The organism is Flavobacterium panici (assembly GCF_903819335.1).
Classification (GTDB): domain Bacteria; phylum Bacteroidota; class Bacteroidia; order Flavobacteriales; family Flavobacteriaceae; genus Flavobacterium; species Flavobacterium panici.
Window position 1 is genome coordinate 103771 of the sequence record NZ_CAIJDE010000040.1, and the last position, 24799, is coordinate 128569.

Genomic DNA, 24799 nt, shown 5'->3' on the forward strand with positions numbered 1-24799 from the left:
ATAAAGAAAATCTTAAGATCTATCTTTTTTGTAATCATCATGTGTCAACTTAATTCTTTTTATTATTTCACTTTTGCTTGTGAAATTGCATAGGAAATTGAGAGAAAAAATGAACCTTCCAATACTTTTTCAGTAACATTGTTTAGATCAATATTGGCCGATTCATATTCCGTATCAGCCTTAAATTCGTCACTTTTTATTCTGTTGACATTTAAGTAACTTATTCCGAGACTTGCAATGATTTTTTCTCTTTTGCCCAGTATTACAGATACACCAGCATAAAAACTAAGATCGGCATCCTCTACTCCCTGAAATCCGGCTCCAACGCCAAACATTCCACCATAAGCAACATTTCCAGCTCTGCGAGGATAGAAGTGCATCATAGCAGCAAGTCCGGGGCTAATAGCGTTATTATTATCTCTGTTACGTAAAATGACATTCCCAGGGGTAGTCGTTGATTCTTCTAAATAGTATTTTTCATCTTTAGCCTTATCGCCAAAAGAAAATGTAGGTCCAACACTAAAATCAGCTTTCCAGCCACCTTTTACAGGAACATCAAAATCAAACGCTATATTGTTTTTATGCGGTCCCAAAGTGTTTGTTTGACTTGGAGTTATTTTTATTTCATAATTAATCAGATCGGCATCGGCTTGAACAGGAGGAGCAATCGCTACAAAATTTCTTTGATTTGATAATTCAGATTTCAAAAACTCAATATCTGAGTAAAGTGTTTCGGGATGCTCATTTTCTATAGCTTTAAGAGCTGTCGTTATTCTGCTAATTGACTTGTCGACAGCTGTAATAATCTCATCGTCATCTGTTAAATTGCGTACTGCTTGATAGGCGGACTCAACAGCACTGTAATTTGTTAGCATTGTTTGATGTTGACTAGTAAAGTCTGCCGGGTATCTGACAGCACTAATTTCTGTTTGCATTCTATCATAAGAAACATCCATTTGAGCACAATTTACAAATTTCACTCTTGCTTGTTTTAATGAAGAAATACTACTTGCAACTATTCGAATCTGTGATAAGTATATATCAGAAACCCGTTCTAATTCAATTTTTGCCTCTTCTAGTTCTGAGGTGTCTGTTCCAGCTGCAAACGCGGCAGAAATTTGAGTTGCTAATACCGTGTTCAAATTTTTTATTTGTTTATCAGTAGTAATAGCTGCATTATCGACGTTTTGATTATTGGTGGTTGCGGCTAGAGAACTACTAGGTAATCTAAATAATGTTTGTAGTTCGGTAGGAATTGGAGTATTGAGGTCTATACTACTGCCTGAAATTGTAACACTATATAAGAACTTGTTTATATTTTTTATCTTAAATGACGTCATTGTTCCGTAATCGGCCCCTTTTTGTTTCTGCTCTTTTTCGCTAAAAGTACCAGATTGCCAATCTAATTCTTGCGAATAATTAATTTGAGTTAAAAATATAGTTAAAACAAAGGATAGTAATTTTATTTTCATAATACGTTGATTTGTTGTTATAAACATATCAAAACTTAATTATAATATTGCAGGTATAATTACCTGTTTTTATTTTATCAATTATTATATTAATGATATTGAAAAATCATTATTAAAAACCTTTAATATATCTAACTAGATTTAGTCTTAGTAGTGGTTGAGTTTCTCCTTTATAAAAGACAGACATGAAAAATTTCAGTAGTAATTCTTTAAACAAGTAGTATTACCTTTAAGGATTTCTATGAAATAAAAAATTTAGATGTTGAGATTTAAAATAATCGATCGAAGATATAAAGTTTGGAAAATTTAATTTTTATAAGCTAATATAAAAAAACTTTTCAAGCATTTTATGAAGTTAGTTCTTTATTAGTATTTGTTTCTTATAAAAATTGAAAATAGATTTTTAAAAACAGATTGTTGTTAACAATGCCGCAATATTATATAGTTCGAATTAAAGATGTTGGATAATTAATCTTTCCTTAAAGGTTCGAATTTTCTCTGATTATTTACAGATGAAGGGATAAATCATTTTTTTAATAATTTAAATTTACTCACTATATTATAGAGAGTAGTCATAATTTTTTGTACCTTATTTGTACCATTGCCATGTGAAGGTTTGCTATATAAGGGTTGTTACTTTTGAAGAAGTAAAATAATTTACTACGTAAAGACGCACTGCGGTGCGTCTCTACAATTGAATATAAAAACCGAGTCAGAAATGACTCGGTTTTTTTGTGTCTATATATTAAATTGTTGTGTTTCAGTTATATGAAAATTAAGATTGATTTAATTGAAAAAAACTTCGCAAAATGAGGTTTCCCTCAATTTAATTATCAGGTTTTAGCTTAGTTTTGGGAAAAATAACCTAAAACAAAAAATACCATGAAAAAAATCTTAAGCCTCGGGTTTATCTTCCTGACTATTCTATTTACGGGATGCAGCAGTGATAACGATGATAATGCTGTTGACAATGAAAACTCAGTTTCTGCTGTTATAAATGGAGCAGACTGGAAACCTACAAAAATCAATAGTGTGACTTTAATTAAAGTACCAGGAATGAACCAGCGTTTTGATATAAACATTCAAGATGATTCTAAAATGCTTATGCTTGCATGTGAAAACGCTACTACTGCTGAAGATGCAATGCCATTAAAAGAATATAATTTTTACGAAGAGATAGATGAAGAAGATAAAAAATTACAGGTTAGTGATGCATTATTTATTAATTCTTATTTAATCGATGGAAATACTTATACAGAACACATTCCTGTTTCTGGAAAAATAACAATAACCGCAATGGATCCAAATAAAAAGACGGTTTCGGGAACATTTAGTTTTAAAGCTGTAAAAGGTGGTGTGTTACAAACTAAAATTGTAACTCCAGAAGTCTTTGAAGTAAAAAATGGAGTTTTTACTAATTTGTCATATACGGTTTACAAACAATAAATTACATCAAAAATTATATCAAACCGGGTTAGAAATGACTCGGTTTTTTTTATGGATTTATGTTTTGCATGTATGTTAAACCCGGCAGGTTTTTAAAACCTGTCGGGTTTAATTATAAAAAGTAGTAAAAATACTATAAACTTAATTGTTCTGGTTTTTTACAAAATGATAATTGTCATTTCCCATTCAGATTCTTTTTCGTAATATTACTATTGTAAATTTTTTTGAATGAGAAAGATTAAATACAAAAAAGGAAGAAAGCTCCAACACATTACTTTAGAATATACAGGCTCGCATAAAGAACAGGAAGCCGAAATGCAGCTTTTTGTTTATGATGATGCCGATGTTATTGAATATGAAAAGTTTACAGTTCTTGCTTTAAATTCCTGTTTTGATTATTCTAAAAATAACTGGCTGAATATTCATGGCCTAAATGACATCAATCTTATTAAAACAATTGGTGCACATTTTAAGCTGGATGATTTTTTACTTGCCGATATTTTAAATACTACCAAAAGAACCAAGCTAGAGGAACAGCAAAATGTTTTATTCTTTAATATAAAATCACTTTTGCCTTCTGAATATTCAGATAGTATCAGCGTAGAACAAATTAGTTTTATTTTAAAATACGGAATTTTAATCTCATTTCAGGAAAAACGAAGTGATTTCTTTACACACATTCGCGAGCGTCTTCGTACACATGCAGGAATTGTAAGGACTAAAAAAGTAGATTATTTGCTGTATTTGCTTTTAGATGCCGTTATGGAAAACTTCTACATTACAATTGAAGATGAAGAAGAGAAGATCGAAGAATTAATCAATTTGACTAAAAAAGGAGCTGATCCTGTAATTTTAGAAAAAATTGAGAACCACAGGGATAATTTTAATTTTTTAAAACGTTCAATAGTTCCGCTTCGGGATTCTTTATATTATCTAAAAACAATTAAAGATGACGATGAAAATAACGGTCTGATTCAGAAAGAAACGTTTAATTTCTTTATCAGACTTCATCAAAAAAGTTTAGAACTTTTGGAACAAATAGAATCAGATATGAGCGCGCTCGAAAGTGCCTCTAATTTTTATTTTTCGGAACAAAGCCGAAAAATGAATGAAATCATGAAAACTTTAACCATAATTTCAGCCATATTTATTCCGCTGACTTTTATTGTTGGAGTGTATGGAATGAACTTTGAAAACATGCCGGAACTCAAAACAGAAAACGGCTACTTTGTAGTAATGGGCATCATGTTTTTGTTAGTGTTGGCATTAATCATTTATTTCAAGAAAAGACGTTGGTTTTAATGTTTATTTCAATTTAGAAAAAAATGATTTTGTGTGGATTTAATATTAGAATAATATAAATAATTATGAGTAAAGCGATATATATAGCCACAAGCGATCAAAACAGCGGGAAGTCGATAATTACACTCGGCTTAATGAGTATTTTGATTGGTAAAACGGCTAAAGTAGGTTATTTCAGGCCTATAATCGAAGATTTTGTGGATGGTGAAGTAGATAATCATATCGAAACAGTTTTGTCTTATTTTAACCTTGATATTCATTTTGAAGATGCGTATGCCATTACAAAAAGCAAACTGATCAAAAAGAAAAACAAAGGTAAAATAGGAGAGGTTCTGGATTTGATTATCGAGAAATATAAAAAACTGGAAGAACGATTTGATTTTGTTTTGGTTGAAGGAACGAGTTTTACCGGTGAAGGAACTTCTATTGAATTAGATTTGAATGTTTTAATTGCAAAAAACCTCGGAATTCCAACCATAATTATTGGTTCAGGAATTGGTAAAACTTTAGAAGAACTGGTTGATAGTTTGTATCTGGTTTACGATTCTTTTAAAGTAAAAGAGGTTGAAGTTTTATCTGTTTTTGCCAATAAAGTACAGCCCGAAAATATTGAATTAGTTACCAAAAGCCTGCAAAAAAGCCTTCCTCCAAATGTTTTAGTAAATACAATTCCGCTGGTTTCAAGTTTAAACAATCCTACCATGCAGGAAATTGTAAATGAACTTAACGCAAAAGTGTTATTTGGAGAAAATTACCTGAATAATGAAATTGGCCATTTTAGTGTGGGAGCTATGCAATTGCATAACTATTTGGTTCATTTAAATAATAACGCGCTCGTAATTACGCCAGGAGATCGATCTGATATTATTCTGGGAGCTTTACAGGCAAATGAATCTGCAAATTACCCAACTATTTCAGGAATCATTCTAACCGGAAATATTGTTCCGGAAGAAAGTATTTTAAAGCTTATAGAAGGACTTTCGGCCATTGTTCCAATTATTGCTGTTGATGGCGGAACGTATCACATTACAAACAAAATAGGATCTATTAAATCTGAAATCTACGCTAACAATACACACAAGATTGAAACCTCGATAACTACATTTGAGAAATACGTTGATAACGACGCTTTATCCGAAAGATTAATCACTTTTGAAGCAGAAGGCATGACGCCAAAAATGTTTCAATACAACATGGTTAAAAGAGCCAGACAGCATCGCAAACACATCGTTCTTCCGGAAGGAAATGATGACAGGATTATTATCGCAGCTTCAAGGCTTTTGGCAATGGATGTAGTTGATATTTCGATTATTGGAGATAAAAAGCAGATTGAAAGCAAGGTTGCAGAATTAGGAATCACCCTTGATTTTTCAAAAGTAAATATTATAAATCCTAAAGAATCTGAACTTTACGAAGATTACGCCAATACGTATTATGAGCTTAGAAAAGCTAAAAATGTAAGTATTACAATGGCAAGGGATTTAATGGAAGATGTTTCGTATTTCGGAACGATGATGGTGTACAAAGGCCACGCAGACGGAATGGTTTCGGGAGCGGCACATACAACACAGCATACTATTTTACCGGCGCTTCAATTCATCAAAACAAAACCAAATTCTTCTGTAGTTTCATCCGTATTTTTTATGTGTTTAGAAGACAGAGTTTCTGTTTTTGGAGATTGTGCCATTAATCCAAACCCAACTGCTGAACAATTGGCAGAAATCGCCATTTCATCAGCAGAATCAAGTTCAGCTTTCGGAATTGAACCAAAGATTGCGATGCTTTCCTATTCTTCTGGAGCTTCAGGAAAAGGAGATGAAGTGGATAAAGTAAGAACGGCAACCGAAATCGTAAAACAAAAACGTCCAGATCTAAAAATAGAAGGGCCAATTCAATACGATGCTGCAGTCGATCGCGCGGTTGGAAAAAGCAAAATGCCGGATTCTGAAGTAGCAGGACAGGCGAGCGTACTTATTTTCCCTGATTTAAATACCGGAAATAATACCTATAAAGCCGTACAAAGAGAAACAGGAGCGTTGGCAATAGGTCCAATGTTACAAGGTTTAAATAAGCCCGTAAACGATTTAAGCCGTGGTTGTACAGTTGATGATATTATCAATACGGTTGTAATTACGGCGATACAAGCGCAGGGATTATAATCAATTAAAAATTTGGAATTAAAAATTAAAAAATAGAACGCGGATGAGACTGATTCGCTACCGCGAAAACGCAGATTTATACGGATTTTATTTTTGATAGAATAAAAAATCCGTTTTAATCCGCGTCTTTACGGAGTAAATCAGAATCATCCGCTTGCTAATCTCAACAACAAGAAATAAAAAATAAAAAAATAGAACGCAGATGAGACTGATTCGCTACCGCGAAAACGCAGATTTACACGGATTTTATTTTTGATCGAATAAAAATCTGTTTTAATCCGCGTCTTTACGAAGTAAATCAGCGTTATCCGCGTGCTAATCTCGACAATAAAAAAGTAAAAATTTCTGTCTTCAGAATTAAAATAAACTTAGTGACTTAGCGCCTTTGTGGCAAAAACATAAAAAATGAAAATACTAATTATAAACTCAGGAAGTTCATCAATAAAATATCAATTAATGGTTATGCCGGAAAACGAAGTAATTTGTACCGGAATGATCGATAGAATTGGTTTAGAAACATCAAATATTACGTTTAAAACAGCTTCAAATTCTTATGAAGAAATACTGCCTGTTCAAACCCATAAAATTGGTTTGCAAAAGGTAGCAGATATGCTTTTAGATGCTGAAAAAGGAGTTATAAAAACAACTTCAGAAATTGCAGCTGTTGGTCACAGAGTAGTGCATGGTGGAAGTTATTTCTCCAATACAACCATAATTACCGAAGAAGTTAAAGAGAAAATAAAAGAGCTCTCAGAGCTGGCTCCGCTTCATAATCCAGCCCATTTAGTAGGTATAAATGTAGCCGAAGAAATTTTTTCCGGAGCAAAACAAGTTGCGGTTTTTGATACCGCTTTCCATCAGACGATTCCGGTTGAAGCTTATAAATATGCTATTCCAAATTTCCTTTTAACAGAACATAAAGTTCGTGTTTACGGTTTTCATGGAACAAGCCATAAATATGTTTCAGAAAAGGCTATTGGTTATTTAGAAAAAGGTTCGAGAATAATTACAATCCATTTAGGAAACGGCTGCAGTATGACAGCTGTAAAAGATGGAAAAAGTATCGATACAACAATGGGATTTTCTCCGGCAAATGGCTTGGTTATGGGGACCCGCGCCGGCGACATAGATCAATCGGTTATTTTTTATATGGTTAAAAATTTAGGTTATACACCAGATGAAGTAAATTCTATTTTGCTGAAACAAAGCGGAATGCTTGGTTTAACAGGCTATAGCGACCTTCGCGATATCGAAGCAAAAGCCGAAGAAGGAAATAAAGATTGTCAATTGGCTTTATTAATGAATGCCTACAGAATTAGAAAAACTATAGGTTCATATACCGCCGCATTAAACGGATTAGACGCTATCATTTTTACGGCAGGAATCGGTGAGAATTCTTCATACATGCGTAAATTGATTTGTACTGATATGGATTATTTTGGAATTGAAATTGATCCCGAAAAAAATCAAATTAGTTCAAAAGAAATAAGAGAAATTAGTACATCAAATTCAAAAACTAAAGTTTTAGTTGTTCCAACTGATGAAGAATACGAAATCGCAAATCAGGTTTATCAGTTATTAGAAAATTAGAAAAATAAATTTAAATATAAAGAAAGCTTCTCGATCGAGAAGCTTTTTTTGATCCAAAAAATCAATATTTGTCAGTATCTTTGAATTTAAAACCGAATATCTTGAAATCGATACTTTTAAAATCAATTTTCTTGTTTTTCGCTGCTTTTCAAATTCAAGCACAAGAACTTCTTCCTTTCGTAGAAAATTATAATAAATCAGATTATCAGGGCGACAATCAAATCTGGAATGTTGCTCAGGGTAAAGATAAAGCCATGTATTTTGCCAATAACCATTATTTATTGCGTTATGACGGCGTTATCTGGGAAAAATATGCTCTGCCAAACAAAACTATTATTCGCTCAATTTTAATTGAAGGAGACCGAATTTATTCGGGTTCATACAAGGAATTTGGATATTGGTACAGAGAAAATGGTAAAATGCGTTATGTTTCTATTACCAAAAATCTCCGCTTATTTGCTGAAAAAGACAATGAAGAAATCTGGAAAATTTTCAGGTTTAATGGTTCGTTGTATTTTCAGTCTTTCAATGATGTTTTTATTTACGATGGAAAACACATTAAAAAAATTAAATTTCCTTTTTTAATTTCTTACTGTTTTGTTGTTGATCAAGATCTATATGTCGCTTCGGTAGAAAAAGGACTTTTTAAAATGAAAGGTTCCAAAATTGCAAACCCGAAAGGCTGGGACATTTTAAAAAACACGGTTGTTCATGCCATAGAAAAAGATAAAAACAAAACTTATATTTTTACACAAAAAAAAGGAATTTTCATTGTTGAAAATGGAGGTTTAAAAACTTGGAATAATCCATTAAATGAGACTTTAAAATCTAACGGAATTAATGTAGCCAAATTTATTAAAAACAATAAACTTGTTATTGGTACAGGAAATAAAGGAGTTTTTATTTACGATTTCAGCAATAATACTTTTAAAAATATTGATCGAAATAATGTTTTGATGAATAATTCGGTTTTAAGTATTGGTTTTGATAAAGAAGAAGATTTATGGCTGGGTCTTGATAACGGACTTGCACATGTTGAGGTTAATTCTCCTATTTCATTCTTTTATGATAATTCCGGAATTCTGGGATCTGTATATTCAGTTGCGACAATTGATAAAGGTTATCTAATAGCTTCAAATCACGGAATTTTTGAATTTGATTCGGGTAATTTTAAAATGCTCCCAAACACGCAAGGACAAGGTTGGAATATTACTAAAATTGGCAGTAAATATGTTATAGGTCATAATGACGGAACTTTTTGTTATGAAAACGGAGCTTTAGCAAAAATAAATAATGTTAGCGGAGGCTGGAACTTATCAAAAAGTACTATTAACGATACTTACTTTCAGTCTACTTACAGCGGAGTTTTAGTTTATGATGATGCGTCAAAACTATCTCAGAATATAAGGATAAATGATCTTTCGAAACCCATTAAATATGTAGCCCAAAATAAAAAAAATGAAATTTGGGCAGCTGATAATTACCGCGGATTATATAGAGTTTTTCTCGATGATAACTTTAAAACTATAAAGGTTGAAAATATCACGCAGCAAAGTAAAATCAAAAATGATTTTGGTGTTAAGATTTTTGAATTTAGAAACGAAATACTTTTTCTAATCAATAACGTTTGGTATACGTTTAATTCTATTTCGAATAAATTAGAAGAAAATGAATTGTTCAATACCAATTTCAAAAACATCTCTGACGTTGTAGCAATCGATAAGGATCATTTTATAGTGCTTCAGGACGGAATTCTATATCACATTTATTCGCACGACAATAAATTTATCTGGAATATTATTCAGGAGAAATATTATAAAGGAAAATTGATTAACGAAAACCTGAGAATTTTTAGAAGTCAGAATCATTATTTACTCAATCTTGATGATGGTTTTATTTCACTTCAGTTAGGATATCAAAATGAACAAAACAAAGGCGTTAAAGTTGAAGCTTACAATGATAATGAACTACTGGAGAATGACGGAAAAATAAAACACAATACAGAACTCCGAATAAATGTTATTTCCGGAATTTACGGTGCAAGCAAACCCAATTTATTTTATCAGATAAATAAAGGCAAAAATTATATTCCAATTTCAAATGGGGCAATAGTTTTAAATAACTTAAGCACCGGTTCGCATTCCATTGTAATTTTTAAACATGACGGAGCCAATTATGATAAAGTTTCCAGTTTTGATTTTAAAGTTGCTCAGCCTTGGTATTTCTCTTTTTGGATGATTCTTCTTTATCTGTTATTAATAGGGGCAGTATTGTTTTTCTATTATAAATGGAATAAACTTCGTTATACGCAAAAATTAAAATTACAGGCCGAAGAATTAAAACACCAGCGTGAAATTCTGGAAATGGAATTAAAAAAAGAAAACGAATTAAATATTCAGGAATACGAAAAACATATTTTAGAGCTGGAACTTCAGACAAAATCTTCTGAGGTTGCGGGGAAATCACTTTCGATTGCTAAGCAAAGCGAAATGATTGAAAATATCCAAAGCATTTTAGATTCTGAAAAAGATTTCAATAAACTTAAAAGCGAAATTAAAAAAGCCATCAAGATAAATGAAGTTAATAAACACGAATGGGAAATATTTGAAACCAATTTAAATCAAATCCATAATGAGTTTATTATAAACCTTTCTAAAAAATATCCTCATTTAACTCCAAAGGATATAAAACTGTGTGTTTACCTTAAAATGAACCTTTCTTCGAAGGAAATTGCGCCTATGATGAACATCTCTTTTAGAGGTGTAGAACTACACAGATATCGACTCAGAAAGAAATTAAATCTGACTCAGGACGAAAACCTGTCTAAGTTTTTATTAACTCTGTAAGATTTGAGTTTGTTTTTTACAGAATTTATATTTTTCTACATCAAAATTTACATAATTACAACACATCATTACTACATCATAAGGTTATGTTAATGAAATTAATTTAACATTTATGATGCTGATAATCATTAGGATACACTTGCGTTTTAACACAATGATGTAGCTATGCTGTAGTGGTATTTGATGTACTACAACGTTGTAATTGCTTAATTTGGCTCTACTAACTTAAACGAATACAAACTGTATGAAAAATTTTATTTTTAGCTTATTTGTGCTCTTATTATTGCCAGTCTATATGTCTGGACAAGCACAAGCAATTAAAGGGAAAGTAGTTGACAGCAGCGGAATGGGAATTCCCGGAGCGGTTATCGCTTCATCTGATGCCAGAGCAACTGCTGATGCAGATTTCGACGGAAACTTTACCATCAATGCTAAACCTGGAGACATTTTAAAAGTCTCTATGTTAGGTTTTGATCCAGTTTCTGTACCGGCAACTACCGCACCAATGACAATTACTTTAAAAGAATCAGCTGACACTGCTTTAAAAGAAGTTGTTGTAATTGGATACGGTACTAGAAAAAAGATTGATAATACTTCAGCAGTAAGTTCAATCAAATCTGAGGAAATTACTAAAATGAAGGTTCTTAATGCTTCGCAAGCTATTCAGGGTAAAGCTGCGGGGGTACAAGTAGCAACTTCGGATGCTCCAGGAAGTAAACCTTCTGTTATTATTAGAGGTGTAGGTACAGCATTAGGAGGAAGAAATCCTTTATACGTTGTTGACGGTATGCCTACTGATAACATCAACAATATCAATACAAATGATATTACCTCTTATGAGATTTTGAAAGATGCTTCTGCCCTTGCAATTTATGGAACAAGAGGGGCAAATGGAGTAATTATGATTACAACTAAAGCTGGTAAAGGAAAACTTGTTGTTGATGTTGACAGCTATACGGGATTCAGAACACCTTTAAAGAAGGTAAAAATGGCCAATAGTGATCAATATATTCAATATAGTAATGCCGCTTTTTCTGCTCAATATCCAAGCGGAAGATTTTCTACAAATCAGCCATATAATACGAATTGGTTTGATGAGATAACAAGAACAGGTACTTATTCTCAAAATAATATCTCACTTTCTGGATCTTCAGAAAATATCAAATATTTTTTAAGTGCTGGTAATTACGAAGAAAAAGGTATTTTGAATGGAACTGATTATGGGCGTACTACATTTAGAAGTAATAATGAGTTCAAAATTTCAGAAAAACTTAGATTAACGCAAAACTTTAGTGTAAGTTCTATAAAAAATACACCTAAGCCTTTAAGTGCTTTTACTTCTGCTTACAGACAATCTCCACTTGTGCCTGTACGTTTCCCAAGTGGAAAATATGGTGTTCCGTTTGAAAATAACGGAGTTATATCTGAAAGTGGTGATTCATTTAATTCAGTTGGAAATCCAGTAGTTGCTTTAGATTATAATAATGAGCAACAACAAACTGTGATTTTACAGGGTGGATTAAAATTAGATTGGGATATTCTTAAATCGTTAAAGTTTACATCACAGTTTAATGGAGAATATTATACTTACAAACAGTATAATTATGTTGATAATTTAGCTTTATGGCTAGCAGCAGACCCTACAAGAGTTGAATCAGCTTATGATTCAAACACTTTGAATAAAAATACATTGACAAGAAATAGAGATCAATATTTCAATTGGAATTTATCAAACTACTTAACTTATAACAAAGTATTTGGTGAAATTCATGATATTGAAGTTACTGCGGGTATTGAAGCTAACGTAATTGGCACAAGAGAAAAATTATCTATTGATAGAAAAAATGTAGATGCAAATTCTAATTATTGGTCATTAGGCGGTGTGCCGTATGCAGCTAATGTAACAGGGTATAAAGATGAGGCTATCAACGAAAGAAGATTAGCTTCTTATTTTGGACGTTTCCAATATAAATTAATGGATAGATATTTACTTACAGGTACTTTAAGACGTGACGGATCATCACAATTTTCAGAAGCTAATCGTTGGGGGACATTTCCATCAGTTGGTTTAGGATGGATTGTAACTAAAGAAAGTTTCTTGTCAGACATAAAAGGGTTGGATTTATTAAAGTTGAGAGGTTCTTGGGGTAAATTAGGAAATCAGGATGTACCATTGAACGTTCAGTCATTTACTTCTGGAGTTGATTATAACGGAGGTACAGGTGTTACTATTAATTCACAAATTGACCCAAATTTAGGATGGGAAATTGTAGAAGAAACATCTTTAGGTTTTGATATTGAACTTTTTCAAAATAGATTAAAAGGAACTTTTGATGTTTATGATAAAAATACAACTAATGCAATCTTAAATGTTTTACCATATTCACCTTCAGGAATTACAAAAGAGTCTCCAACTCATGTGGGTGAAGTATCTAATAAAGGTATTGAGGTTTCGCTGCGTTGGGATGACAAGATAAATGATAATTTAAGTTATTGGATAGGAGGAAATTATTCTCATAATAAAAATGAACTATCTAGACTTAAAGATGTTCAAATTGCACCGACTAACGGAGGTTCATTAGGAAATGGTCAGGTTACAAAAGTACTTGATAATACATCAGTGGGAAGACCACTTGGAAGTTTCTACATTTATGAATATGCAGGTGTAGATCCGGCAAATGGACAAATGCTTTATTATAATGCAAACGGAGACAAAGTAGCTCAGGGTGCATTAGACCAAAATCGTGATAGAAAATACGTAGGTACAGTTTTACCAAGTTCTAATTACGGAATCACATTAGGGTTAAACTATAAAAGAATTGATTTCTCTGTAGATGGTTATGGTACTGCGGGAGCTAAAGTTTACAATGGTAAAAAATCGCAGCGTTTTTATGGAGAAAACGTAGAAGCATCTCTTGTTAATGATTATTGGACTCCAACAAATACTAATGCTTCAAACCCTGCACCATTTAACCAAGTTCCAGTTGCATCAACTTATTACTTAGAATCTGCGGATTATTTTAGAATCAATAATATTACATTAGGATACAAACTGCCTCTTAACGAAGATGGATTTATTAACTATTGCAGAATTTACGTAAACGCAATGAATCCGTTTATTAGCCAAAAATTCTCAGGTTTTTCTCCTGAAGTTGTAGGAGACGGTGAGGTGATTAAAGGAACTCAAGGAATTGAGTTGGATGCATATCCGGCATTAAGAACGTTTGTAATTGGGGCTAATTTAAAATTTTAATATTATGAAAAAGATATATATATCACTTTTTGTGCTTGCATCTCTATTTTTATCTGGATGTTCAGATGATTTTTTAGATGTAAATCCAACAGAAAATAAGCCTGCTGATCCAGAGTTAATTAATAATGATCAGGATGCAACAACAATGATAGATGGGATTTACAATATATTTTTATCTTGGGATATGTCATCATTTGCATGGAACGGAGCAACAAGTATTATCTCAGATGATGCAGATAAAGGTTCTGATCCTGGAGATACAGGAACAGATAAAGATGTTTTAGACAATTTAACTTATAATGCCTCAACACCTTCATTTAAAAGTATTTGGGATTATAATTATGCAGGTATCAATAGAGCTAATCAAGCACTTGCAATTTTACCAAAATTAGATAAAGTAACTCCTTCTTTAAAAAACAGATTAGAAGGTGAATCTAAATTTTTAAGAGCATTTATGTATTTTACTTTGGTAAAAGGATTTGGAGGAGTGCCTATTGTTGATCATTTACCAATTCCAGGAAATGCAGACGATAAAATTATGCAGTTGACCCGTAAAACTCCGGCAGAAGTTTATGCTTTTATTGAAAGTGATCTAAACAGAGCGATTGAAACATTACCATTAAAATCTACTTATACTGGTAAAGATGTTGCAAGAGTTTCAAAAGGATCTGCTTATGCATTATTGGCTAAAGTAAATTTATATCAAAAAAACTGGCAGAAAGTAGTTGATAATTGTGATAAAGTGACTGGATATACTTTAGTTTCAGATTATTCTTTACAGTTTAAAAAGGAAGGAGAATTTGGTTCAGAATCAATTTTTGAAATTAATGGAATTGGAGGAACTTCTTCTCCAGGATTTGGAATTGGAAATTATTCAGTATCTCAAGCACCTCGAGGAGCTGGAGGCTGGGGCTGGGGCTTCAATACACCAACAGAAGGTTTAGCAAATGCGTATGAGCCAGGTGACGTTAGAAAAAATGCAACAATTATCTTTAGAGGAACAACTTTGTATGATGGAAGAGAAGTAGCTTCAACAGTTAGCAATCCTAGATATAATTATAAAGCATATTCATCAGCTTTTTACAATCAGGAATTTACAGATACAAATCTTAGATATTTGAGATATGCTGAGGTTTTATTAATGAAAGCCGAAGCTTTAAATGAATTAGGACAGACAGCAGCTGCTATCCCTTTATTAAATCAGGTAAGACACAGAGCTAATTTAGGTGATACTCCTGCAGTATCTCAAACAGATGTAAGAAAAGCAATCTACAAAGAAAGAAGAGTAGAACTTGCTTTTGAACACGACAGATGGTTTGATATTATTAGAACTGGTCAGGCAGAGGCAGCTATGGCAGCAGACGGTAAAACATTTGTGGTTGGAAAACACGAATTATATCCAATCCCATCTAGTTTCCTTCAACAAGCAGTAGGATATTCATCTCAAAACCCAGGCGGTTACTAAAATCTTAAAATCACTTCCTTCAAACTTTTGAAGGAAGTGATTATTTATTCAATATTTAAATTTTTATAATGATTAGAATTTCAGTTTTATTTTTAGCTTTTACTTTTTTTAGTTGTGGATCCAATGCTGAGAAATCAAAAGGAAATGCAGAAGAAAATACTTCTGGTGTTGCATTAACAGATGAACAGCTTCTTGATGCTGTTCAAAAACAAACTTTTAAATACTTCTGGGATTATGCAGAACCAAATTCCGGATTAGCCAGAGAACGTTTTCATCCAGACGGAGTTTATCCTGAAAACGATTCAAATATCGTTACAACAGGAGGTTCAGGTTTTGGATTAATGGCCTTGGTTTCAGGAATGTCTCAAGGTTATATCACAAAAGAACAAGGAGTAGAAAGACTTAACAAAATTGCAGATTTTTTAGGCAAAGCAGATCGTTTTCATGGCGCATGGTCACATTGGATCGATGGAAATACAGGAAAAGTAAAACCTTTTGGAACCAAGGATAATGGCGGCGATTTAGTCGAAACTTCATTCTTGGTTGCAGGGATGATTACAGTTCGTGAATATCTTAAAGATGGCTCTGAAAAAGAAAAAGCTGTAGCGCAAAAATACGATGTACTTTGGAAAGGCGTTGACTGGCAGTGGTATACAAACAATAAAAATGTTTTATACTGGCACTGGTCGCCAAGTTATGCTTGGGAAATGAATTTTCCACTACAAGGATATAATGAATGTTTGATTACCTACGTTATGGCAGCTTCATCTCCAACGCATACAATAGATGCAAAAGCATATCACGAAGGATGGGCGAGAAGCGGTGGAATTGTTTCTTCTAAAACAAAATATAACATTCCGTTAGTTTTAAAACACAATGGAGCAGAAGAATTTGGAGGTCCTTTATTTTGGGCACATTATTCTTATGTTGGTTTAGATCCAAATCAATTGAAAGATAAATACGCGAATTATTGGGATTTGAACGTAAATCAAACCAAAATAAATTACCAATACGCAATAGAAAACCTAAAGAAAGTAAAAGGTTACGGAGCAGATTATTGGGGATTAACAGCATCTTATTCAAGAAATCCTGATGGATCTATTGGTTATAATGCCCACATGCCAAGTAATGATCAGGAAGTTATTTCACCAACTGCAGCAATAAGTTCTATAGTATACACACCAAAAGAATCAATGGCAGTAATCCGAAACTTATATGACAATCATAAAAAAGAAACTTGGGGAGAAGCTGGTTTTTATGACGCTCTAAGTTTAGGAAACAATTGGGTTGCAAAACGTTATTTAGCTATTGATCAAGGACCTGAAGTAGTAATGATAGAAAACTACAGAACTGGTTTATTGTGGAAGTTATTTATGAATGCACCAGAAGTAAAACAAGGTCTAAAAAAACTTGGATTTACATCTGGAAAATACGGTATTTAAGAAATAATCTATTATGAAATACAAACTAGGTTTAGCACTGCTGTTTATTTCTGCATTAAGTTTTGCACAAAGTGAAACCACTGGAAAAATAAAAACAGTTATTGTAACGAATAATGAATTAGGCTACATATTGCATAAACCAGCCAATACAAAAGATAAAAAGCCATTAATAGTTTTTATTTCAGGAGATGGGGAAAAAGGGACAGACATTGAAAAAGTAAAAATTCATGGACCTTTTAAATATTTAAAAACACATCAGTTAGACGTTTATGTTTTGGCGCCGCAATGTAAAGAAGATGAAAATTGGAATACAGAATCAATTTACGAACTGATTTTAAAAATTCAGAAAGAAAACAAAATTGATTCAGAACGAATATATGTTACTGGTTTGAGCTCAGGAGGCTGGGCTTCGTGGAATTTGGCTTTTGCACATCCGGATCTATTTGCCGCAAACGTACCTGTCGCTGGCTTTGTAGATTTAATTCAGTTAGAGAAAACTTGTGAAATAGCCAATATTCCAACCAGAATTTTCCACGGATTATTAGATGATGTGGTAAAAGTAGATTATGCTATAAGCGTTTACAAAGAATTAAAAAAATGTGATGCAAAAGATGTTCAGTTAACTATTTTTGATGATGCTGGACACGACAGCTGGACACGGGTTTACGACAATCCCGAAATTTATGACTGGATGTTGAAACAGAAAAAATCGAATACGAACAAATAAATATTATAGAATGAAAAACAAATTAGTCTTACTTTTTTTAGGATGTGCTGTTTTGGGTTACGCTCAAAAAAAGAGCACAAAAAGTACAGTGAAAATTAAACCTAAGTCAGAGTTTGTAGCAGAATTAATGTCAAAAATGACATTAGAAGAAAAATTAGGACAGTTAAATTTACCAACATCTGGTGATATTACAACAGGACAAGCAAACAGCTCAAACGTTGCAAAAAATATCGCAGAAGGAAAAGTGGGCGGTTTGTTCAATATAAAATCAGTACAAAAAATTAAAGAAGTACAAAAAATCGCTGTCGAACAAAGCCGTTTAAAAATTCCATTACTTTTTGGTATGGACGTTATCCACGGTTACGAAACAACATTTCCAATTCCGTTAGGATTATCTTGTACCTGGGATATGGCTTTAATAGAAAGAAGTGCGCAGATTGCTGCAAAAGAAGCAAGTGCAGACGGAATCAACTGGACATTTTCTCCAATGGTAGATATCTCACGCGACCCACGTTGGGGAAGAGTTTCTGAAGGTTCAGGAGAAGATCCGTACTTAGGAAGCCAGATTGCAAAAGCAATGGTTAACGGATACCAACAGCACGATCTTTCAAAAAATAATTCCATTTTAGCGTGTGTAAAACACTTTGCATTGTACGGAGCACCAGAAGCAGGTCGTGATTACAACACAGTTGATATGAGCCATATCAGAATGTTCAATGACTATTTCCCACCTTACAAAGCAGCAGTTGACGCTGGAGTAGGTTCGGTTATGGCTTCTTTCAATGAAATTGACGGAATTCCTGCAACTGGAAATAAATGGTTAATGACTGATGTTTTAAGAAAACAATGGGGTTTTAAAGGTTTTGTAGTAACAGATTTTACAGGAATTCCTGAAATGATCGAACACGGAATGGGTAACCTTCAGGACGTTTCTGCTTTAGCATTAAACGCTGGTGTAGAAATGGATATGGTTGGAGAAGGTTTCTTAGGAACTTTGAAAAAATCATTAGACGAAAAAAGAGTTTCAATCGAAACAATTGACAATGCCGTTAGACTTATTTTAGAAGCAAAATATGACTTAGGATTATTCCAGGATCCATATAAATATTGCGACGAAAAAAGAGCTAAAACGGAGATCTTTACAACAGACAGCAGAAAAGAAGCACGTCAAATCGCTGCACAATCATTGGTATTGTTAAAAAATCAAAATCAATTACTGCCACTTAAAAAATCAGGAACAATTGGTTTAATCGGGCCTTTGGCAGATGCTAAAGAAAATATGCCGGGAACATGGAGCGTTGCTACAAGAATGGAAAATGCCGTTTCATTATTAGCTGGAATTAAAGAAGTTGCAGGACCATCAACAAAAGTTTTATATGCTAAAGGAAGTAATTTAGATTACGACGAAGAATTTGAAACTAAAGCAACAATGTTTGGAAAAACATTACACCGTGATGCACGTTCAAAAGAAGAATTATTAGCAGAAGCTGTAAAAGTAGCACAGCAATCTGATGTGATTATTGCTGCAATTGGAGAATCTGCAGAAATGAGCGGAGAATCAAGCAGCCGTACGAATTTAGAAATTCCACAAGCGCAAAAAGATTTATTAAATGCATTATTAAAAACTGGAAAACCAGTTGTTGTAGTTTTATTTGACGGACGTCCGTTAGTAATTACTGATGAAGAAAAAACAGTTCCTGCCATTTTAAATGCTTGGTTTGCGGGTACAGAAGCTGGTTACGCAATTGCTGACGTTTTATTTGGAGATGTAAATCCTTCTGGAAAATTAACAACAACTTTCCCAAGAAGCGTAGGACAATTGCCAATTTATTACGCACACAAAAATACAGGAAGACCACTTTCTAATACAGAAGGGAAATTCGAAAAATTCAGATCAAATTATATTGACGAAAGAAACGAACCTTTATTCCCATTCGGATTTGGTTTAAGTTATACAACTTTTGATTATTCAAACCTGAAAATTTCTTCTGATAAAATGAATTTTAGTGGAAAACTAAAAGTAACGGTTGATGTAGCAAATACAGGAAATTTTGACGGAAAAGAAACAGTTCAATTATACATTAGAGATTTAGTTGGTTCAGTAACAAGACCAGTTAGAGAATTGAAAGGTTTCCAAAAAATAGCACTTAAAAAAGGTGAAAAACAAACAGTAAGTTTTGACATTACTGTTGAGGATTTAAAATTTTATAATTCTGATTTGCAATTCGCAGCAGAACCTGGACAGTTCGATATTTTCGTTGGAGGAAATTCAACTGCCGACAAGAAAGTTAGTTTTGAGTTAACTAAATAGTTGGTTTATTGATTAGTAAGGCCCTCCGTTTGGTTGACGGAGGGCTTTTTTTATAAAACAACATTTTTATAAAACATAATTTTAAAATAATGAAGACTATTAAAGCACTCAGAATACTACTTTTTTTAGCAGTAATAATTGTTTTTCAATCATGCTGTGTAAAGGAGAATGCAATAGTGGCACATCGCGGCGCATGGAAAAAAAATAACCTTCCTGAAAATTCTATTGCTTCTTTAAGACATGCTATTGATTTAAAATTGCCCGGATCAGAATTTGACGTTTGGAGAACTGCAGATGATTCGCTTGTAATTAATCACGATGCACATTATAACAAATTGCTTATCGAACAAACCAATTATGCTGACTTAATAAAGTTTAAACTTTCTAATGGAGAAAAACTTCCAACATTACACGAATACATTTCAGAAGGAAAAAAGAATAACAAACAAACTCTTTTAGTCTGCGAAATAAAACCTTCGGAAATAAATAAAGAAAGAGGACAAAAAACGGCGTTAATGTCTGTTGAAATCATTAAAAAGCTAAAAGCAGATAAAAACACCTGCTATATAAGTTTCGACTATGAAATTCTAAAACAAATTAGACAAGTTGACCAGAAAACAGTTTTGCAGTATTTAGAAGGAAATAAATCTCCAAAAGAAGTAAAAGCAGATAATATTTCAGGTGTCGATTATCATTATTCAGTCTTTAAAAAACATCCCGAATGGATTAAGGAAGCGAAAGACAATAAGATTATTCTAAATGCCTGGACAGTTAACGAAGCGGCTGATATGGATTGGATTATAGCTAATAAATTCAATTACATTACCACAAACGAACCTGAACTTTTAAGCGAAAGATTAAAAGAAAAAAAATAGATTTTCATCATCATTTTACTAAGAGATTGAATTCTATAAACTTAAAAAGAATACAAATGAAAAAGATATTCCTATTGCTTTTGGCTGCCTGTACAACAAGTATTTGGTCGCAAAAAGCTAATATTCCCGGAAAAACAGATTGGTTTGACCCAAATAAACCCGCAACAACTTATTGTAACCCAATTAATATTGGCTACAATTTCACCACTCATAATCATAACGGAATTCCTGAATCGCGCCGTTCCAGTGCTGATCCTGTCATTATCACTTACAAAGGTGAATACTATTTATTTGCAACTAATCAGGCAGGTTTCTTTTGGAGTAAAGACATGTCAGACTGGAATTTCGTTTACGGAAGTTTTCAAAGAAAACCCGGCGACGATGATCAATGTGCACCTGCGGCGTGGGTTGTAAACGATACCTTATTTTATGTGGGTTCAACATGGAATAGAGATCATCCAATTTGGAAAACTGCCGACCCAAAATCGGGAAAATGGACACGTCACGTAGACAAAGCTATGCTGCCAACTTGGGATCCTGCCATTTTTCAGGATGATGATAAGAAAGTATATATGTATTATGGTTCAAGCGGAAAACTGCCGCTTGTAGGTACTGAGGTTGATTATAATACATGGCTTCCAAAAGGGAATCAGGCAGATTATGCACAATTATACAAAGCTACAGAAGTAGAAGATATTCAGCGTCCGTATGGGCAGATCAAAGAAGTTGCGATTTTAAATCCTTCAGCTCATGGCTGGGAACGTTTTGGTCCAAATAATGACATGGAACCTGCACCTTGGGGAAATTTTATTGAAGGAGCGTGGATGACGAAACACAACGGAAAATATTATATGCAGTATGGCGCGCCTGCAACCGAATTTAAAGGTTATGCAAACGGAGTGCATGTTGGAGATAATCCGTTAGGACCATTTACGTATCAAAAACATAATCCAATGTCATATAAACCCGGCGGATTTGTAATTGGTGCCGGACACGGAAATACTTTTGCAGATAAATACGGAAATTATTGGAACACAGGAACATGTAAGATTTCTATAAAAGACCGTTTTGAGCGTCGTATTGATATGTTTCCTGCTGGATTTGATAAAGATGATGTCATGTATTCTATTACGTCTTACGGAGATTTTCCAATTGTTCTTCCAACAGGTAATCGTGACCAGACAAAAGGAGCTTCATCTGGATGGATGCTGCTTTCTTATAAAAAACCTGTAACGGTTTCTTCTTCTGAAGAATGTTTGGAAGTTGAAACGCACAGAATGGATAACGGCGGAAAAAAAGTCTACGAGAAATTTTGTTATGGCTCTGAGAATTTAACCGATGAAAATATTCAAACGTATTGGTCTGCTAAAACAGGCAATCCGGACGAATGGCTTCAAATGGATTTAGGCCGTCAAATGGAAATTAAGGCACTGCAGATCAATTATGCAGATCATAAAGCAACGCAGTATAACAAAGCAATGGATATTTATTATCAGTATAAAATATTCATGTCTGATGATGCACAAAACTGGACTTTGGTGGTTGATAAATCTAAAAATGATAAAGATGCTCCGCATGATTATGTTGAATTAACAAAATCATTTAAAGCGCGTTACATCAAAATGGTTAACATTCACAATGCATCTGGCTTGTTTGCCATTTCTGATTTCAGGGTTTTTGGAAATGGATTATCAGAAAAACCAAAAGCAATTTCATCTTTTAAAGTAGACAGAAATAAACTGGATTCAAGAAACGCTATGATTTCATGGAAAAAACAAAATGATGCTGTAGGATACAATATTTATTACGGAATTGCTCCGGATAAATTATACAACAGTATTATGGTTTATGGAGATAACGTATACGATTTTAGAGGTTTAGACAAAGGAACAAAGTATTATTTTACAATTGAACCTTTTAATGAAAACGGAATCGGTACAAAAAATAAGATTATCGAAGTAAAGTAACATTATTTTAAAGAAAATAAGAAAAACTCTAATTATGAACAAAAAAGGTTTATAATTAGAGTTTTTTTTTGAGAAATGGCTGCGAAAAAACTCTGACAGTTCTACAGAATTTTGTTTCTTTGTAAGAGAAGCCAAAAAAGCAACATAACCCCAAAATGTTATTAAAATTATGAAAAAAACGATTCTTTTAACTGCATTAGTTTTAAATGGATTGACCGCATCTTTTGCTCAGTCAAATGATGAAAAAAACATTAAATTATTTTATAAAAAAGCTCTAACCGAAGCTAAATGTTATTCTTGGTTAGAATATCTTTCAAATGATATCGGAAGCCGTTTATCTGGATCAAAAGGTGCTGCAGAAGCTGTTGAGTATACAAAAAGACAATTAGAAACTCTTGGACTTGATAAAGTTTATCTGCAGGAAGTTATGGTTCCTCACTGGGTTCGCGGTGAAAAAGAAACTGCTTTTATCGTAGATGGAAAAGTAAAAACTGCTGTGCCAATTTGTGCATTAGGCGGATCTGTTGCTACTCCAAAAACTGGACTTACAGCAGAAATAATTGAAGTGCAGGGAATTAAAGAATTGAATGAATTAGGTGCTGATAAAGTAAAAGGAAAAATTGTTTTTTATAACAGACCAATGAATCCTGAAAATATCGAAACTTTTACCTCATATGGTGCGTGTGTAGACCAAAGATATGCCGGTGCAAAAGAAGCTGCTAAACTAGGAGCTGTGGGAACAATTGTTCGTTCAATGAATTTACGTTTAGACGATTTCCCTCATACAGGAGCGCAGAGTTATGGTGATTTGCCAAAAGAGCAATATATTCCAACCGCAGCAATTAGTACAAATGGAGCTGAATTATTAAGTAAAACTTTAAAAGTAAATCCAGCTGTAAAATTTTATTTCAAACAATCTTGCGAAACATTGCCAGATGTATTATCTCATAACGTAGTTGGAGAATTAACAGGATCTGTAAACCCATCAAACATTATGGTTGTGGGCGGACACTTAGATTCTTGGGATTTAGCCGATGGTTCTCATGATGATGGAGCAGGAGTAGTACAAAGTATGGAAGCTATCCGTATTCTTAAAAACTTAAATTACAAACCAAAAAATACAATTCGTGTAGTATTATTTATGAACGAAGAAAATGGTGGAAAAGGTGGTGCTAAGTATGAAGAGCTTTCAAAACAAAATAATGAAAATCATATTTTTGCATTAGAAAGTGATTCAGGCGGATTTTCTCCAAGAGGATTTTCTATTGAAGCTGATGATGCTAATTTGAAAAAAATACAAGGATTTAAAGACTTTTTTGAACCTTATTTAGTTCATAGTTTTACAATTGGACATGCGGGTTCAGATATTAATCATTTAACGTCTAAAGCAATTGTTAAAGCAGGATTAAAACCAGATTCTCAGCGTTATTTTGATTACCACCACGCAGCAAATGATAAATTTGATGCCATCAATAAAAGAGAATTAGAACTTGGTGCAGCAACAATGACTTCGTTACTTTATTTAATTGACCAAACAGGAATTGTTCTTCCTTCTGCAAACTAAGATTTTTAAAATCGATATATCTAAAGCTGCGAGTATAAACTCGCAGCTTTTTTATTAGATGAAATTCTAAATTTTAATTTTTCATTACTAGTAAGTAGTAAAAAAACGTAATTGGAATATTAGAAAGCAGAATTAAAATTTTAACAGCAATATCTCTTCTTTGTTCAGGAAGATGAATAAACCGGTCTGTTAAGTGAATGAACATTATAGCATTTACAATTATGGCTGAAAATGCAAATGGCCAGGCAATTACAAGAATGTTCGGACTTTGATTTGTAATAATATAAAGTATAAATAGTATTGTAATGATAATGAAAGTTCCAATTGCTAACTCTGTAGATTGTTTTTCTTCAAATGTTTTATGGTTGATTGTTTTCATA

15 protein-coding genes are annotated in these 24799 nt (G+C 33.0%); 13 read left to right on the plus strand and 2 right to left on the minus strand.

The features are described from left to right. Positions 1-62 precede the first annotated feature (62 nt). Complete coding sequence (locus tag FLAPXU55_RS10720; protein WP_180857649.1) at positions 63-1472, minus strand: hypothetical protein; 1410 nt, start codon at positions 1470-1472, stop codon at positions 63-65. 882 nt (positions 1473-2354) lie between these two features. Here FLAPXU55_RS10720 and FLAPXU55_RS10725 point away from each other — a divergent pair. The 13 genes from FLAPXU55_RS10725 to FLAPXU55_RS10785 all read left to right on the plus strand — a co-directional run bounded on the left by FLAPXU55_RS10725 (position 2355) and on the right by FLAPXU55_RS10785 (position 24419). Further along, on the plus strand, positions 2355-2918 hold the full coding sequence (locus FLAPXU55_RS10725) for a DUF6252 family protein (protein WP_053473506.1): 564 nt from the start codon (positions 2355-2357) through the stop codon (positions 2916-2918). Between the two features lie 228 nt (positions 2919-3146). Then, the gene (corA, locus tag FLAPXU55_RS10730) at positions 3147-4220 is read left to right on the plus strand and encodes a magnesium/cobalt transporter CorA (RefSeq protein ID WP_180857650.1); all 1074 of its coding nucleotides are present in this window, start codon (positions 3147-3149) and stop codon (positions 4218-4220) included. 65 nt (positions 4221-4285) lie between these two features. After that, positions 4286-6379 (plus strand): phosphate acetyltransferase, encoded by a 2094-nt coding sequence (gene pta / locus FLAPXU55_RS10735; protein ID WP_180857651.1) that lies wholly within the window; start codon positions 4286-4288, stop codon positions 6377-6379. A 405-nt stretch (positions 6380-6784) separates the two neighbouring features. Then, positions 6785-7969, plus strand: a complete 1185-nt coding sequence (locus tag FLAPXU55_RS10740; protein ID WP_180857652.1) for an acetate/propionate family kinase — start codon at positions 6785-6787, stop codon at positions 7967-7969. A 101-nt stretch (positions 7970-8070) separates the two neighbouring features. Continuing rightward, positions 8071-10815 carry a helix-turn-helix and ligand-binding sensor domain-containing protein gene (locus FLAPXU55_RS10745; protein ID WP_180857653.1) on the plus strand — a complete coding sequence of 915 codons (2745 nt, stop codon included), beginning with the start codon at positions 8071-8073 and terminating at the stop codon, positions 10813-10815. A 244-nt stretch (positions 10816-11059) separates the two neighbouring features. Beyond that, entirely contained in the window at positions 11060-14068 is a 3009-nt protein-coding gene (locus tag FLAPXU55_RS10750) for a SusC/RagA family TonB-linked outer membrane protein (protein ID WP_180857654.1), read from the plus strand. A 4-nt stretch (positions 14069-14072) separates the two neighbouring features. After that, positions 14073-15533, plus strand: coding sequence for a RagB/SusD family nutrient uptake outer membrane protein (locus FLAPXU55_RS10755; RefSeq protein WP_180857655.1), 1461 nt, complete (start codon positions 14073-14075; stop codon positions 15531-15533). 68 nt (positions 15534-15601) lie between these two features. Continuing rightward, on the plus strand, positions 15602-16975 hold the full coding sequence (locus FLAPXU55_RS10760) for a glucoamylase family protein (RefSeq protein WP_180857656.1): 1374 nt from the start codon (positions 15602-15604) through the stop codon (positions 16973-16975). Positions 16976-16988: 13 nt separating this feature from the next. After that, positions 16989-17702 carry a carboxylesterase family protein gene (locus FLAPXU55_RS10765; protein WP_180857657.1) on the plus strand — a complete coding sequence of 238 codons (714 nt, stop codon included), beginning with the start codon at positions 16989-16991 and terminating at the stop codon, positions 17700-17702. 10 nt (positions 17703-17712) lie between these two features. Next, positions 17713-20013, plus strand: coding sequence for a beta-glucosidase BglX (gene bglX, locus FLAPXU55_RS10770; RefSeq protein WP_180857658.1), 2301 nt, complete (start codon positions 17713-17715; stop codon positions 20011-20013). Positions 20014-20102: 89 nt separating this feature from the next. Beyond that, positions 20103-20888, plus strand: coding sequence for a glycerophosphodiester phosphodiesterase family protein (locus FLAPXU55_RS10775; protein ID WP_180857659.1), 786 nt, complete (start codon positions 20103-20105; stop codon positions 20886-20888). Between the two features lie 56 nt (positions 20889-20944). Continuing rightward, the gene (locus FLAPXU55_RS10780) at positions 20945-22855 is read left to right on the plus strand and encodes a discoidin domain-containing protein (RefSeq protein WP_180857660.1); all 1911 of its coding nucleotides are present in this window, start codon (positions 20945-20947) and stop codon (positions 22853-22855) included. Positions 22856-23024: 169 nt separating this feature from the next. After that, positions 23025-24419 (plus strand): M20/M25/M40 family metallo-hydrolase, encoded by a 1395-nt coding sequence (locus FLAPXU55_RS10785; protein WP_180857661.1) that lies wholly within the window; start codon positions 23025-23027, stop codon positions 24417-24419. A gap of 73 nt (positions 24420-24492) precedes the next feature. On the opposite strand, the gene FLAPXU55_RS10790 is transcribed toward FLAPXU55_RS10785, so the two are convergent. Beyond that, a complete protein-coding gene (locus FLAPXU55_RS10790) occupies positions 24493-24798 on the minus strand; it encodes a hypothetical protein (protein WP_053473493.1) in 306 nt (101 codons plus the stop codon). Position 24799: the final 1 nt, after the last annotated feature.